The sequence below is a fragment of the Janthinobacterium sp. SUN100 genome (assembly GCF_030397705.1).
In the GTDB taxonomy this organism is placed as follows: domain Bacteria; phylum Pseudomonadota; class Gammaproteobacteria; order Burkholderiales; family Burkholderiaceae_D; genus Janthinobacterium; species Janthinobacterium kumbetense.
The window spans coordinates 234197-248084 of sequence record NZ_JAPUBU010000004.1; the positions used below are offsets into that span (position 1 = coordinate 234197).

Here is a 13888-nt window from a genome sequence, read left to right on the forward strand (position 1 = left end):
GGGAAATGCGACGAACTGCGTAAAACGCGGGGTGAACTGCAGGCGCGTGCGCCTGACGTGGTGCCGTCCGCCTTAAAAGCTGAGCAGGAAACAGGCGCCGGCGCCGACGGGCCGCGCATGGCGCAAAGTGCCGCCGTTGGCATGGGCCAGGTGGCGCACCAGCGCCAGGCCGATGCCGCGTCCCTGCTTCCTGGTCGAGAAAAATGGCATGAAGATGTGCGCGGCCAGCGTATCGGGCACGCCATGGCCATTGTCGCGCACTTCGATGCGCAGGCGCGCGCCCCGGCTCAGGCGGGCGCTGACCGTGACGCGCGGCGCGGCAATCCCCTGCGTGGCTTCGGCGGCATTCTTGAGCAGATTGATCAGCGCCTGTTCCAGCTGGCCTGCATCGATCCGCACTTCCAGCGATGCCGGTTCGACGGAAAATTCCGCCCTGCCGCCGCGCGCCTGCCAGGCTGGCGCCAGCAGCGCTTCCAGGCGCTGGAACAGTTGTTCCAGGCGCACCGCTTCGGGTTGCGGCGCGGGCACGCTGGACAGGCTGCGGTAGCTGGCCACGAAGTCGGCCAGGCTGGCGGCGCGGCGGGCGATGGCGTCGAGCGCCGTCGCCAGGTCGGCATGGGTGTCGTGCGGCAGCAGGGGGTGCACGTCCGCCAGCAGGTCGCAGGCCGTGCGCGACAGCGAGGCGACGGGCGTCAGCGAATTCATGATTTCATGCGTCAGCACTTGCACCAGGTCGCGCCAGGCGTTGAGCGCCTCGGCTTCCAGTTCGCTCTCCACCGGCATCAGCGCGGCCAGGTGCTGCGGCGCGCCTTGCAAGGTCAGCGCCGCCACGGCCACCAGCGCCCGCTCCACGCCCCGCTCCGTGTCAAAACTGAGCAGGCGGCGCTGGCCGGGCGGCTGCGCCGCCAGCAGTTGCTGCAACCGTTGCGGTTCGCTCGCATGTCCGGGCGCCAGCTGGCGCCGTGCGCTTGCATTGAGGGGCGTTACCTTGCGTTCCTCGGCGTCGTTCTGGATGCGGAACAGGGCGATGGGCGCGTGCTCGAGACAGGCTTCGAGCGCCCTCAGCGATTCTTCATCGGGCCTAGGCGACGGCGCCGCCGTCATTGCCGCTGCCATCGTCGACTCTTGGCGCGACAGGCGCGGCGCGAGGCGTGTCAGGCAGCGGGACAGCCGCCACGCCGGCGCTATCGATAGCAGCAGGCACAATACGCTCAGGCGCGGCGACGCCAGCGCGACAAAATACCCGGCGCCGCCGGCCAGCGCCAGCATGGCGGCGATGCTGGCGCTGGCTGTCGTCTTGAGGCTGCGCTCAGATGCCATGTTTGTTCAGCTTGCGGTACAGGGCGGCGCGGCTGATGCCCAGCGCCTTGGCCGCATGGCTGATATTGCCGTCGACCTGCTCCAGCGTGCGGTGGATGGCGTCGCGTTCCAGCGCGCCCAGCGTCTGGCGTGCGTGGGCGGGCGCCGCTGGCGCCTGGCCGGCGCCGTCGAACAGGCCGAAATCGCCGCGCGTGTAGTGCGCTTCGCTCCCCAGGATGACGGCCCGTTCGCAGGCATGGCGCAGCGCGCGCACATTGCCAGGCCAGTCATGCTGTTGCAGGTAGTCGAGCGCCTCCGCCGCGGGCGCGCGCGCAGGGCGCTGGTACTGGCTTTCGTAGTGCGCCAGGTAGTGCCGCAGCAGCATGGCGATATCCTCGCGGCGCGCCCGCAGCGGCGGCACGCGCAGCACGATGGTATTGAGGCGGAACAGCAGGTCGGGCCGGAACACGGCCGGATCGAACAGCCGCGCTTCATCGACATTGGTGGCGCTGAGGATGCGCACGTCGATCGCTTCCGGACGGTCGGCGCCGAGCGGCGTCACTTCGCGCCGTTCCAGCGCCGTCAACAGCTTCGCTTGCGCCGCCAGCGGCAGGTTGCCGATTTCATCGAGAAAGAGCGAGCCGCCGCGCGCCGTCTGGAAGCGTCCTGCGCGTTCATGCTTGGCGTCGGTGAACGCGCCCTTGCGGTGGCCGAACAATTCGCTTTCGAAGGTTGCCTCCGGCACGGCGCCCATGTCCACCGGCAGCAGGGGACCGGCGGCGCGGCGCGAGGCCTGGTGCAGCGCGCGTGCCACCAGTTCCTTGCCGACGCCGTTTTCACCGAGCACCATCACGTTTGCCTCGGTGGGACCGACGCTGGCGACCATCGCGCGCAGCGCGCGCATGGCCGGGGAGTCGCCCATCAGGTCCGGCGCGGCCGTGCCTGGCGAGGCCATGCCGGCGCGGCGCGCCAGCGCTTGTTCCACGGCGGCGGCCAGGCGCGCGTTGTCCCAGGGCTTGGTGATGAAATCGCCGGCGCCGCGCTGCAGCGCCGCCACGGCCAGCGGCACGTCGGCATACGCCGTCATGGCGATCACGCAAGGCGGCCGTGGCAGCGCGCGCAGCAGGTCGAGCAAGGCCAGGCCTTGTGCGCCATCGGTCTGGCCGGGCTGGAAATTGAGGTCGAGCAGCACCACGTCGGGCACGGCCCGGGCCAGCAGCGCGGGCAGCCCCGCCGGGTCGCACAGCGTATCGACCTGGCCGTCGCGGTAGCGCCGCCGCAGCAGCAGCTGTGCGGCACAGGCGACATCGATATCGTCGTCGAGGATCAGGACGTGGGCTGCGGTGTGGGCCATGGAGAGCATAGTGAGCGTCGGTCAGTGGCGCATTCTAGCAGCCGCGCAGGGGGCGTGGCAGCTGCTGCGGGCATGCCCGTTTGCCGGTGCTGTGCGCTTGCGAACAGCCGCTGTCCGGAAATGGACACTGCGGGACACCGCGCCGCACCGCCGGTGCCGGCGCGCGGCTGCAGGGCGCCTGTCCGCGTGGCGCCTGCCGCTGGCACGCTGCTTGCTGATGCAGGGACAAGACCAGTGCGAAAGACGTGAAAATAAATATGCATGCTCCCCGATCTTCGATCCCCCCTTTGCCGGCCAGCGGCGCCGCCATGGATACGCGCGTGCCGCGCAGCCGGCGCAAGCTGGTCGCCGCCGGCCTGGCGGGCGTGTTGCTGCTGGCCGCGCTTGCCGCCGCCGGGTGGTGGGCCATGCCGCGCGGCTTGCAGGTGCCTGCCGCCGAATTGCGCATCGGTATCGCAGAGCGCGGCATTTTCCTCGATGAAGTGGTGGTGCGCGCCAGCGCCGAGCCGCTGCATTCCGTGCTCCTCGATTCGGTCGAGTCGGGCCGCATCGACGAGGTGCTTGCCAGTGACGGCGCGCTGGTCAGGAAGGGCCAGCTGCTGTTCCGCATCTCCAATCCGCAGCGCAACCTGGAACTGCTGGCCCGCAAGGCCGAACATGCACAGCAGATTTTCAACTTGTCCAACTTGCGCCTGGCGCAGCAGGCCAGCGCCAGCGAGCACCAGCGCCGTCTGGACGACCTGGCGTTCGCGCTGCAGCAGGGCGGCAAGCAGCATGCGCGCCATGCCAGGCTGGCGGCGCAGGGCTTCATTTCCAGTGTGGCACTGGAGGAGTCGGCCGACAGCCTGCTGCAGCAGCAGCGCGCGCTGGCGCAGGAACAGCAGGCGGCGCAGGCCGAGGCGCGGGTGCGCCGCGATGCGGCCGCCCAGCTTGAGGCGTCCATCGCGGGCCTCAGTTCGGGCCTGCTGCTGGTCGGCGCCACGGTCGATGCCCTGGCCGTGCGTGCGCCGTCCGCCGGCCGGCTGACGGACTTCCGGCTGCAGGTGGGCGAGTCGATTGCGACGGGCAAGAATGTGGGCCGCATTGACGACCCAGTGCGCTACAAGCTGTCGGCCAGGGTGGACGAGTTTTACCTGAACCGCATGGCGGCGGGACGGCAAGCCAGCATCGTCCAGGATGGCCGCGTTTACGCGCTGAGCGTGCAGACGATTTATCCGCAGATCAAGGAGGGCCGCTTCACGGTGGAACTGGTGTTCACGCACGGCCAGCCGCCCGTGCTCAATCCGGGACAAAGCCTCGATGCGCAGATCACCCTGGGCGAGCCGGCCGCCGCGCTGCTGCTGCCGAACGGCGCCTTCGTCAACGACAGCGGCGGCGCCTGGGTCTACGTGCTCGATGCGTCCGGCGGCCAGGCGCAGCGGCGCGCGGTGCGTATCGGCCGGCGCAACAACAGCCAGCTCGAAGTGCTGCAAGGGCTGCAGACAGGCGAACGCGTGATCCTGTCCGCCTACGCCGCCTATGGAAATTCCCCCAGATTGCACATAAGCCGGTAAATTCCCTCTCATCTTCCATAAAGGTTCCACCCATGCTTAAATTAGTCGGCGTCAGCAAGCTGCATCAGTCAGGCGATATCCAGACCAAGGCCCTGGACCGCATCGACCTCGAAATCGAGGCGGGCGAATATGTGGCCATCACGGGCCCGTCGGGCTGCGGCAAATCGACCCTGCTGGGTCTGCTGGGCTTGCTCGATATTCCCAGCCAGGGCGAATACTGGTTCGAGGGCCAGAACGTGGCTGGGTGGAGCGAGGCGAAGCTCAATGTGCTGCGCCGCGGGCGCATCGGCTTCATCTTCCAGAGCTTCAACCTGATCGAGGAACTGAGCGTGTTCGAGAACGTGGAGCTGGCACTCGAATACAACGGCACGCCGGCACGCGAACGGCGCCAGCGCGTGGCCGCCATGCTCGACAAGCTGGGCGTGGCCCACCGCGCGGGACACCGGCCGTCGCAGCTGTCCGGCGGCCAGCAGCAGCGCGTGGCGATCGCGCGCGCGCTGGTGGCCGGGCCGGCCGTCTTGCTGGCCGATGAACCGACGGGCAACCTCGATACGGCGCACGGCAATGAAGTCATGCGCCTGCTGCGCAGCATCAATGCGGAGGGCACGACGGTGGTGATGGTGACCCACTCGGCCGACCATGCGGCGCAGGCATCGCGCACCCTGCATTTGCTGGACGGCCGCATCGTGGTCGACGCCTTGCAAGCCGCATGAAGGCGGCCGATTTCCGCATCGGCTGGCGCCTGCTGGCGCAGCAGCGTGGCGCCTCGGCGGCCGTCATCCTGGGCCTGGCGGTGGGTTTCGCGGCCTGCTTTCTGCTGCTGGGCTTTGTCGGCTACAGCCTGGGCTACGATAGCCAGGTACCGCAGCGCGAGCGCGTGCAGCTGGTCAAGCAGCGCATCAATCTGTTCATCCGCCCCGAGTGGCAGAATTACGCCTATCTGTCGCTGCGCGACGTGGCGCGGCGCAGCGGTGCGGTGGAGATGGCGAGCATCGTCAGGCAATTGGCTTTGCCCGTGCAGCGCGGCGAGCGCCCGTATGCACTGAACGTGCAAGCGGTCGATGCGGATTTTGCCAGCCTGTTCGGCGTGACGGCGCTGCAGGGCGACTTGCGGTCCACGCTGGCGCAGCCCGATGCCGTGGCGCTGACGCAGACGGCGGCGCGCAAGCTGTTTGCCGACGCATCCGCGCTGGGCCAGTTGCTGCAGGTCGGCGGCGTCACGCTGCAGGTGCGCGCCATCTTGCCCGACCATCAGCGCAACACCACCGTGCCGTATGAAGTGCTGGTGGGTACGTTCAGCAGCGCCTGGCCGGCGGCGCAGCGCGAGGCCGCTTTTGCCGGCACGGGGCGCGGCGCCATTTACCTGCGGATGCGCCCCGGCGCGGACCCCGATGCGCTGGCGGCGCTGCTGCAGCGGGCCGTCAACGATTCGCCGCAAGACCGGCAGGTGCGCGGGGCCTCGATGGGGCGCGCGCTCGAGGGACGCAACGTCACCGACATCGCGCTGCTGCCGCTGGCGCAGGCTTACTTCGATGCGGACCTGTACAACAGCCGCGCGGCGGCGCGGCATGGGCAGCGCGCCAGCGTGGCGGGACTGGCCGTGCTGGCGCTGCTGATACTGGCCCTGGCCGTCATCAATTACGTCAACCTTGCCACCGTGCGCACCTTGCGCCGCCAACGGGAAATCGGCGTGCGCAAGCTGCTCGGCGCCAGTGCGACGCGCCTGGTGCGGCAGTTCCTGGCCGAGTCGGTGCTCACGGCGCTGCTGGCGGCCGCCGCCGGCTTGCTGCTGGCCTGGCTGGCGCTGCCGCTCTTCGCCGAGCTGGTCCAGCGGCCGCTGGACGATATGTTCACTGCCTGGCGCTGCGCCAGCGCCTTGCTGTCCGGCGTGCTCACGGGCTTGTGCGCGGGCGCCTATCCCGCCTGGTGCGCGCTGCGCGTGCGGCCCGGTCCCGCGCTGGCTGGCCGCGGCAACAGCGAAACGGCGGCTGGCCTGTGGCTGCGCCGCATGCTGACGGTATTGCAGTTCGGCGCCGCCATAGCGCTGTGCGCCGCGACCCTGGCCGTCGGCTGGCAAGCCTGGTATGGCAGCCATGCCTCGCCGGGCTTTGCGCCGGATGGCTTGCTGGTGCTGGACTTGCCGCCCGGGAGCGAGGACAGCCCGCAGGCGCGCGCCTTCGAAGAGGCGCTGGCGCGCCTGCCCGGCATCGCCGGCGTGGCGGGCATCCTGGAAGCGGTCGGGCGCGATGGCAGCAAGGTCGTCGGCAGCGTCAGGACGCGCGACGGGCGTGACGTGCGCCTCGAATACAAACCCATGACGCCGGGCTGGTTCGACCTGCACCGCATCGTGCCCCTGCACGGGCGATTGTTCGACGCGGCGCGGGACAGGGTCGGCAGCCAGGTGGTGGTGCTCAATGCGGCGGCGGCGCTGGCGCTGGGCTACCCCACGCCGCAGGCCGCCGTGGGGCAGGCGATGCCGGACGGGCAGGTGATCATTGGCATTGCGCCGCCGATCCGTTTCCAGGACATGCGCCAGGCGGCCCAGCCGATGCTGTTCGATTTGCGCCATGGCGGCACGCTGTCCCTACGCAGCGCGGACGCCGTGGCCGCGGCCCATGCGCGCATCGAACCGCTGTGGCGGCGCTATTTTCCGGAGCGGATGCTGGAGCTGCGTACGGCGCAAAGCCTGCTGACGGGGATGTATGCCGAAGATCTGCGCCTGGCGCGCATGCTCGGCCTGGCCAGCCTGATCGCCCTGCTGCTCGCCGCCTTCGGCATCTACGTGCTGTCGGCCTACAGCGTGCAGCGCCGCAGCCGTGAAATTGTGCTGCGCAAGTTGCATGGCGCCGGCCGCGCCGCCATCGCGCGCCTGGTGGGACGCGAGTTCATGCTGCTGCTTGCCGCCGGCGCCGTATTGGGCCTGCCGCTGGCGGCCCTGGGCATCGCGCACTACCTGGCCGGCTTTGTCGAGCGCGCGCCGCTGGGCGCCTGGCCCCTGGCGGCGGCATTGCTGCTGGCCCTGCTGGTGGCCCTGCTGGCCACCGTGCGGCACACCTGGTCGGCCATGCGCATGGCGCCGGCGCTGGCCTTGCGCGCTGACTGATACTTCAAGGGATAGCATGATGTCTGCACGAGATTTTCGCATCGGCTGGCGCTTGCTGGCGCAGCAACCGGCGTATTCCGCCGCCGCGCTGGGCGGGCTGGCGACGGGTTTTGCACTGTGCCTGTTGCTGCTTTGCCTGGTCCGCTATTCCTTCAGCTTCGATGCCGCCGTGCCGCAAGCCGAGCGCGTCTATGTGCTGAAGCACCGGCTCAACTTCATTCCGCAGCCGCAGTGGCTGGAATACACGCCATTTGCCCTGCGCGACGTGGCGCTGCGCAGCGGTTTCCCCTTGCAAGCGAGCGTGTTCTGGCCGCGCAAGGCGACCTTCGAGCAGGATGGCCGCCAGCAGGAACTCGAGATCACGGCCGTCGATCCCGCTTTTGCCGCCATCTTCCAGCCGCGCGTGCTGGCCGGCGACCTGTCGGCGGCGCTGAGCCGGCCCGATGGCCTGGCCGTGACGGAGTCGATGGCGCGCCGCCTGTTCGGCCACGCCGACGTGCCGGAGCGCGTGCTGGGGCGCGATATCGCGCTGGACCGGCAACGCCTGCGCGTGCGCGCCGTGCTGGCCGATCCGCCGCTGGCCAGCACGGTGTCCTATGCGCTGCTGGCGGGCACGGGCAGCGTGCTGTGGCCGGCGCCCCAGCGCGACGCGGCGCTGGCCAACTGGATGGGCATCGCCGGCAAGATTTATGTCAAGACGGGAGCGGGCGTGAGCGCCGAAGCCTTGCGCGGCGCGCTGCAGACTGCCACTGACCAGGGACCATGGAACAGCCTCGTGCCGCCGCAGCAGCGCGCCGCGCTGGGCGAGCGCAAGCCCGTCGAGATCGCGCTGGGGCCCCTGCGCGACGCCTATTTCGACACCACGGTGGCCAACACCATCGGCAGCGGTCCGCGCGCCGACCGGCGGCTGGTGCTGGGACTGGGCGCCATCGGCCTGCTGATCCTGCTGCTGGCCGTGTCCAACTACATCAGCCTGGCGGCCGTGCGCACCTTGCAGCGCCAGCGTGAAATCGCCGTGCGGCGCGTGCTGGGCGCTTCCTCGGGGCAGTTGCTGGCCCAGTTCCTGGCTGACTCGCTGTTGCTGTCGCTGGGGGCGACGGCGCTGGGCGTGCTGCTGGCCTGGTTGCTGCTGCCCCTGTTCGCCGCGCTGGTGGCGCGGCCGCTGGACGATATCTTTGCACCGCTGCCGCTGGTGCTGTGCGTGCTGGCCGGCACGGCGGCGGGCGCCTATCCGGGCTGGCTGGCCTGTCGTGTCGACATGCGCCAGGCGCTGGCGCAGCGCAGCGGCGACACCCGCGGCAGCGCCGGCCTGCGCCGCGTGCTGACGGTGTCGCAACTGGCCCTGGCGATGGGCCTGGGCAGCGTCGCACTGGCGGTAGCCTGGCAGACGCGCTATGCCAGCGAGGCTGGGCGCGGCTTCGATGCGGCGCCGCTGCTGGTGCTGGAATTGCCGAAGGGGCAGGATATGCGCCAGCCGGCCAGCGTGGCCTTCCGCGACGCCGTGCTGCGCCTGCCCGGCGTGGCGGCGGTGGCGGACAGCCGCGACGTGCCTGGCCGCGACGGGGGCGGCGGCACGCGTTCCAGCGATATCGTGCAGCGCGGCGACGGCGGCAGCATCTCGCTGGAGATCCGTGAAGTCAGCGCCAGCTTTTTCGACGCGTACGGGGTGGCTGCGCTGGCGGGGCGCGCGTTCGATCCCGCCATCGAGCGAGCGCCGGGGGCGAGCGCCATCGTCATCAACATGGCGGCCGTGCGCGCGCTGGGCATGGCCACGGCGCAGCAGGCGCCGGGACGCTGGCTCAATGGCCAGGCCTTGCAGATCGTCGGCGTCGTGCCGGACATCCGCTGGCAAAGCTTGCGCGAGCCGCTGCTGCCCGTGATGTACCGACTCGACCCTGCCAATGCGATGCTGACCGTGCGCCTGGCGGCGGGGGCGGACGGCGCCAGCGTGACGGAAGCCATCGCCCCCCTGTGGCAGCGCTATTTTACGGGACAAGTGTATGCGCCCAAGCCGCTGACGGCATATGCCGCCAGCGCCTATGCCGACGATCGCCGCATGGCCAGCCTGCTGGCCTGGGCCAGCGCCGCCATCTTCGTGCTGGCGGCCTTTGGTGTGTATGTGCAGCGGCGCGCGCGCGAGGTCGTGTTGCGCAAGCTGCATGGCGCCGGGCGCCTGGCCATCGGGACGCTGGTGGTGCGCGAGTTCCTGTGGCTGCTCGCCATCGCCGGCGTGGCGGCTTTGCCGCCGGCCGCGTTGGCGATCGCGCGCTACCTGGCGGCCTTCAGCGCGCATCCGCCCATCGGTGCCTGGCCCCTGGCGCTGGCGCTGCTGGCGGCCGCGTTCGTGGTGGCCCTGGCGACTGCGCGCCACGCCTGGCTGGCCATACGCATGGCGCCGGTGCAAGCCTTGCGCGATTGAGACGGGCTTGCCGCATGGCGTCAGCGTCGGACACTCCCAGCCGATGGGCGCCATGCCACAGCGACGCGTTACAATGGCGAGCGTGCGGATCGGCCAGCCGGCGAGGTGCGGCTGCTTATATGTATACGCATCAGTGTACTTCTGCGCCCTTTTCGTGCGATCAGGATGGGTCTGGCAACCGGCGCTTGACCTTGACGGTAGACCGGTCTACCATTAATGACTCAAAAGTAAGTTACTTGGAAAGACACATGCAAGCCCCGATTGATACCAAGCCCCGCTGGGAGCGGCGCAAGGATGCCCGCCCGCAGGAATTGCTCGCCGCCGCCCTCGACCTGTTTGTCGAACGGGGCTTCGCATCGACGCGCCTGGAGGATGTGGCCAAGCGGGCCGGCGTGTCGAAAGGCACCCTGTACCTGTACTTTGAGAACAAGCAAGAGCTGTTCAAGGCCGTGGTGCGCGACAATATCGTGCATTCCATCGGCGAGGCGGAAGACAGCATGGCCGCCTCGGACAGCACCAGCGCCGAGTTGTTGCGCAGCATGATGATGCAATGGTGGGAAGAATTCGGCGCCACCAAGCTGGCCGGTTTGACCAAGCTGATGTTGGCCGAAGCGAATAATTTCCCGGAACTGGCGCAGTTTTACAACGAAGAGGTGGTCACGCGCGGCAATGCGCTGATCGCCACCTTGCTGGAACGGGGCATGCAGCGCGGCGAATTCCGCCAGGTCGATCCCGTGCTGGTCAGCACCATCCTCAGTGCGCCCGTCACCATGCTGATGATGTGGACGCACTCCTTCCTGCCGTGCGAGGTCAAGAACATCGATCCCGTCGCCTACATGGATGCCTTTATCGACATGAGTTTGCGCAGCTTGCAGGTGGAGGCGCCCGGGAAAAGTTGATATGTAGAGCTTGCCTCTACCGTTCAGTTGCCCCTTTTCCAAGGTTCGCCCCCCCAAATCTGCAGATCGTCGCAAATTTCCTCCATTCCCCGCCTTTATGGTTAACATGTGCTTTCAGCCAGTTCAACGATAAAATGGCGGATTATTACTTCACTTACCGAGTCCAAAGATGAATATCGAACAAGCCCGCTTCAATATGATCGAACAGCAGATCCGTCCATGGGACGTACTGGATATCGACGTATTGGAGCTGTTGAACGTGGTCAAGCGTGAAGATTTCGTGCCGGCCGCCTATAAAAACCTGGCCTTCGTCGATACCGAAATTCCACTGGGCGGTGGCGAATGCATGTTGACGCCGAAGCTGGAAGCGCGCATTTTGCAAGACGTAGCCGTCAAGAAGCATGAAAATGTGCTGGAAATCGGCACCGGCAGCGGCTATATGGCCGCATTGCTGGCGCACAAGGCACGTCATGTGACGAGCGTGGAAATCGTTCCCCAATTGAAAACCCTGGCCGAGCAGACCCTGGCCGCCAACGGCGTGACGAATGTCACCGTGGAACTGGGCGACGGCGCCCAGGGCTGGAGCAAGGGCGCACCGTATGACGTGATCGTCGTGTCCGGCGCCCTGGCCGTGTTGCCGGAAGCACTGTTGCAACAAGTGAAAGTCGGCGGCCGCATCCTGGCCATCATCGGCGAAGCGCCGATCATGTCGGCGCACCTGATCACGCGCAGCTCGGACAAGGCTTACGACACGCGCAAGCTGTTTGAAACCAATGTCACGCCGCTGCAAGCCGTGGCACCGTCGCATTTCCAGTTCTGAGGCGACCGATTCGATGGAGCATTTGAGTGCACCGCAGCTGGCCGCCTGGCTGGCTGACCCTTCCCGCCCACGCCCCTTGTTGCTGGACGTGCGGGAACAGTGGGAGTTCGACCTGTGCCACCTCGACGGTGCCACCCTGATGCAGATGAATTCGATTCCTGCGCGCATCGATGACCTCGATGAAGACGCCGAGATCGTCTGCATCTGCCATCACGGCATGCGCAGCATGCAAGTGGCAGCCTTCCTGGAGCGCAATGGTTTTGGCAAGATCAGTAATTTGACGGGCGGCGTGCATGCCTGGGCGCTGCAAGTCGACAGCGCGATGCCTAAATACTAAGTTATTTTGCAGTAGATGCACCCAGGCATGTTTTCCTGCATGCCTGCGGAGGCCTGTACCCCGCTCACCCGGCGGGCGCAAGGCAAGCGGTAGCAGATTTTTGATTCCATCAACTTTTGACGACTCCAACGGAGAAATGCAATGCGGAAACCCCTTATCGCCGTGCTGATGACCAGCGCCTTTGTCTCGATGACATACTCGCTGCAAGCGCAGGCGGCCGATCTCATCCAGGTGTACCAGCAGGCGCTGGCCAATGACGCGCAGTACGCCAGCGCGCGCGCGGCCCTGTCGGCCGGGATGGAGCGGGTTCCGCAGGGATTGGCAGGCTTGCTGCCGCAAATCTCCGCGTCGGGCAGCAATACCCGTGGCAATCAGGAACAGATCGCCCAGAACAATGGCGGCAACAAGATCACCTCGCCGTCCGTGAATGTGCGCACGAATGCCTACAATTTGACACTGGCGCAACCGCTGTTCCGCTGGGATCGCTGGGAAACCTATCAGCAAAGCAAGCTGGCGCAGGCAATTGCCGAAGCGCAATTTGCACAAGTGCAGCAAGACCTGATCACCCGCGTGGCGCAGGCGTATTTCGACGTGCTGAGCGCGCAGGACAACCTGGGCGCCACGCAGGCGCAAAAGGTCGCCACGACGGAACAACTGGCATCGGCCAAGCGCAATTTCGAAGTCGGCACGCAAACGATTACCGATACGCACGAAGCGCAAGCGGCCTACGACTTGGTGGTGGCGCAGGAATTTGCCGCCATCAATGACCTGGCCAACAAGCGCAGCGCTTTGCAAACCATCATCGGCGAAGCGCCGACCACCCTGGCGCCGATGCGCACGGGTGTCGTCATCAGCGCGCCCGAACCGGCTGCCGTCGAGCCGTGGGTGTCGTCCGCCGAAGAGCAGAACTATGGCGTCGTCACGGCCCAGTTCAATGTGGAATCGGCCAAGCGCGACATCGGCCGCAACCGCGCCGGCCACTACCCGACCGTGGACCTGATCGCCAACGCTGGCCATACCTATTCCTCGGGCGGCGGCAATGGCAGCGGCAATAACAATAATGCCATCGGCGTGCAGTGGAGCATCCCGATCTTCAGCGGCTTTGCCGTCACCAGCAAGGTGCGCGAATCGATCGCGCTGGAAAACAAGGCCCGCAATGACCTGGAAACGGCACGCCGCACGGCCTCGCAAGGCGCGCGCCAGGCTTTCCTGGGCGTCAATAGCGGCCTGGCGCAAGTCAAGGCGCTGGAAGCGGCGGAAGTGTCGAGCAAATCGGCGCTGGAGTCGAACCAGCTCGGCTATCAAGTGGGCGTGCGCATCAATATCGACGTGTTGAATGCGCAGAAACAATTGTTCTCGACGCAAAAAGACCTGTCGAAAGCCCGCTACGACACCATCATGAACGGCTTGCGCCTGAAGGCGGCGGCCGGCACCCTGAAGGAAACGGACTTGATGCCCGTCAATGCCTTGCTCGACAAGTAAGCGCGGTCTTGCTTTGAATGAAAACCAGCCCCGGCGACGGCGCTGGTTTTTTTTCGTCTTGCCGTGTTATCACACGGCGCGGCTGTTGGCCACTTGCGTCAGGATCACGCCCGCCACCACCAGTCCCGCACCGGCCCAGTGCAACGGAGAAATATGCTTCACGGCAAAGCCCAGCAAGCCGTAGCGGTCGATGGCCAGCGCTGCCAGCATTTGCCCGCCGATGACGGCCGCCATGAAGGGGCCGGACCCCATGCGCGGCGCCAGCATCAGCGCGGCGGTAATATAGAACACGCCGGCCGCGCCGCCCAGCCAGGACCAGCCCGGTCCGCGCATGGCGAGCTGTACATCGGGCGCCGGCACTCGCCAGAGCAGCATCACGAGCGACGCGAGCACGGCGCTGACGGCCAGCGAGGCGAGGGTGGCCCACAGCGGGTGGCCCAGGTTGCGGCCCAGCGCGGCATTCGCGCCCGCCTGGAAGGGAACGACGGCGCCGGCCAGCATGGCCAGCAGGGCAAATACGGTGATCCATCCATGCATGTGCGACTCCATCTTTGTTGAGTTGATGCGATCATCGTATTATGCTGTCATGATTAAATCCAATTCGTAGTTTGTCATTCAACTA

Annotated in this window: 11 protein-coding genes; 8 read left to right on the plus strand and 3 right to left on the minus strand. The window is 67.2% G+C overall.

Features of this window, described 5'->3' with window-relative positions:
* Positions 1-72 precede the first annotated feature (72 nt).
* A complete protein-coding gene (locus O0881_RS21135; RefSeq protein ID WP_289912883.1) occupies positions 73-1320 on the minus strand; it encodes an ATP-binding protein in 1248 nt (415 codons plus the stop codon).
* Positions 1310-2653, minus strand: a complete 1344-nt coding sequence (locus O0881_RS21140) for a sigma-54 dependent transcriptional regulator (protein WP_289912884.1) — start codon at positions 2651-2653, stop codon at positions 1310-1312. The genes O0881_RS21135 and O0881_RS21140 overlap by 11 nt, the downstream gene beginning before the upstream one ends.
* Before the next feature lie 257 nt (positions 2654-2910).
* Here O0881_RS21140 and O0881_RS21145 point away from each other — a divergent pair, with 257 nt between their 5' ends.
* The 8 genes from O0881_RS21145 (at position 2911) to O0881_RS21180 (ending at position 13266) form a co-directional block, all read left to right on the plus strand.
* Positions 2911-4206, plus strand: coding sequence for an efflux RND transporter periplasmic adaptor subunit (locus O0881_RS21145; RefSeq protein WP_289912886.1), 1296 nt, complete (start codon positions 2911-2913; stop codon positions 4204-4206).
* A gap of 32 nt (positions 4207-4238) precedes the next feature.
* A complete protein-coding gene (locus O0881_RS21150; RefSeq protein ID WP_289912887.1) occupies positions 4239-4919 on the plus strand; it encodes an ABC transporter ATP-binding protein in 681 nt (226 codons plus the stop codon).
* Positions 4916-7309, plus strand: a complete 2394-nt coding sequence (locus tag O0881_RS21155) for an ABC transporter permease (protein WP_289912888.1) — start codon at positions 4916-4918, stop codon at positions 7307-7309. The genes O0881_RS21150 and O0881_RS21155 overlap by 4 nt, the downstream gene beginning before the upstream one ends.
* 16 nt (positions 7310-7325) lie before the next feature.
* The gene (locus O0881_RS21160; protein WP_289912891.1) at positions 7326-9728 is read left to right on the plus strand and encodes an ABC transporter permease; all 2403 of its coding nucleotides are present in this window, start codon (positions 7326-7328) and stop codon (positions 9726-9728) included.
* 248 nt (positions 9729-9976) lie between these two features.
* Positions 9977-10627 carry a TetR/AcrR family transcriptional regulator gene (locus tag O0881_RS21165; RefSeq protein ID WP_099666319.1) on the plus strand — a complete coding sequence of 217 codons (651 nt, stop codon included), beginning with the start codon at positions 9977-9979 and terminating at the stop codon, positions 10625-10627.
* A gap of 169 nt (positions 10628-10796) precedes the next feature.
* Positions 10797-11447 (plus strand): protein-L-isoaspartate O-methyltransferase, encoded by a 651-nt coding sequence (locus tag O0881_RS21170; protein WP_034788761.1) that lies wholly within the window; start codon positions 10797-10799, stop codon positions 11445-11447.
* Positions 11448-11460: 13 nt separating this feature from the next.
* A complete protein-coding gene (locus tag O0881_RS21175; RefSeq protein WP_034745954.1) occupies positions 11461-11784 on the plus strand; it encodes a rhodanese-like domain-containing protein in 324 nt (107 codons plus the stop codon).
* Between the two features lie 141 nt (positions 11785-11925).
* Positions 11926-13266 carry a TolC family outer membrane protein gene (locus O0881_RS21180; RefSeq protein ID WP_289912893.1) on the plus strand — a complete coding sequence of 447 codons (1341 nt, stop codon included), beginning with the start codon at positions 11926-11928 and terminating at the stop codon, positions 13264-13266.
* Between the two features lie 69 nt (positions 13267-13335).
* Here O0881_RS21180 and O0881_RS21185 read toward each other — a convergent pair whose 3' ends face one another.
* On the minus strand, positions 13336-13803 hold the full coding sequence (locus tag O0881_RS21185) for a DMT family transporter (protein ID WP_289912895.1): 468 nt from the start codon (positions 13801-13803) through the stop codon (positions 13336-13338).
* Between the last annotated feature and the right edge of the window lie 85 nt (positions 13804-13888).

Bases quoted from the DNA above. Each gene is read 5' to 3' on its own strand.
- O0881_RS21140 (WP_289912884.1), bottom strand. From the start codon at position 2,653: ATGGCCCACACCGCAGCCCACGTCCTGATCCTCGACGACGATATCGAT.
- O0881_RS21185 (WP_289912895.1), bottom strand. From the start codon at position 13,803: ATGCATGGATGGATCACCGTATTTGCCCTGCTGGCCATGCTGGCCGGC.
- O0881_RS21165 (WP_099666319.1), top strand. From the start codon at position 9,977: ATGCAAGCCCCGATTGATACCAAGCCCCGCTGGGAGCGGCGCAAGGAT.
- O0881_RS21155 (WP_289912888.1), top strand. From the start codon at position 4,916: ATGAAGGCGGCCGATTTCCGCATCGGCTGGCGCCTGCTGGCGCAGCAG.
- O0881_RS21175 (WP_034745954.1), top strand. From the start codon at position 11,461: ATGGAGCATTTGAGTGCACCGCAGCTGGCCGCCTGGCTGGCTGACCCT.
- O0881_RS21160 (WP_289912891.1), top strand. From the start codon at position 7,326: ATGATGTCTGCACGAGATTTTCGCATCGGCTGGCGCTTGCTGGCGCAG.
- O0881_RS21170 (WP_034788761.1), top strand. From the start codon at position 10,797: ATGAATATCGAACAAGCCCGCTTCAATATGATCGAACAGCAGATCCGT.
- O0881_RS21145 (WP_289912886.1), top strand. From the start codon at position 2,911: ATGCATGCTCCCCGATCTTCGATCCCCCCTTTGCCGGCCAGCGGCGCC.
- O0881_RS21135 (WP_289912883.1), bottom strand. From the start codon at position 1,320: ATGGCATCTGAGCGCAGCCTCAAGACGACAGCCAGCGCCAGCATCGCC.
- O0881_RS21150 (WP_289912887.1), top strand. From the start codon at position 4,239: ATGCTTAAATTAGTCGGCGTCAGCAAGCTGCATCAGTCAGGCGATATC.
- O0881_RS21180 (WP_289912893.1), top strand. From the start codon at position 11,926: ATGCGGAAACCCCTTATCGCCGTGCTGATGACCAGCGCCTTTGTCTCG.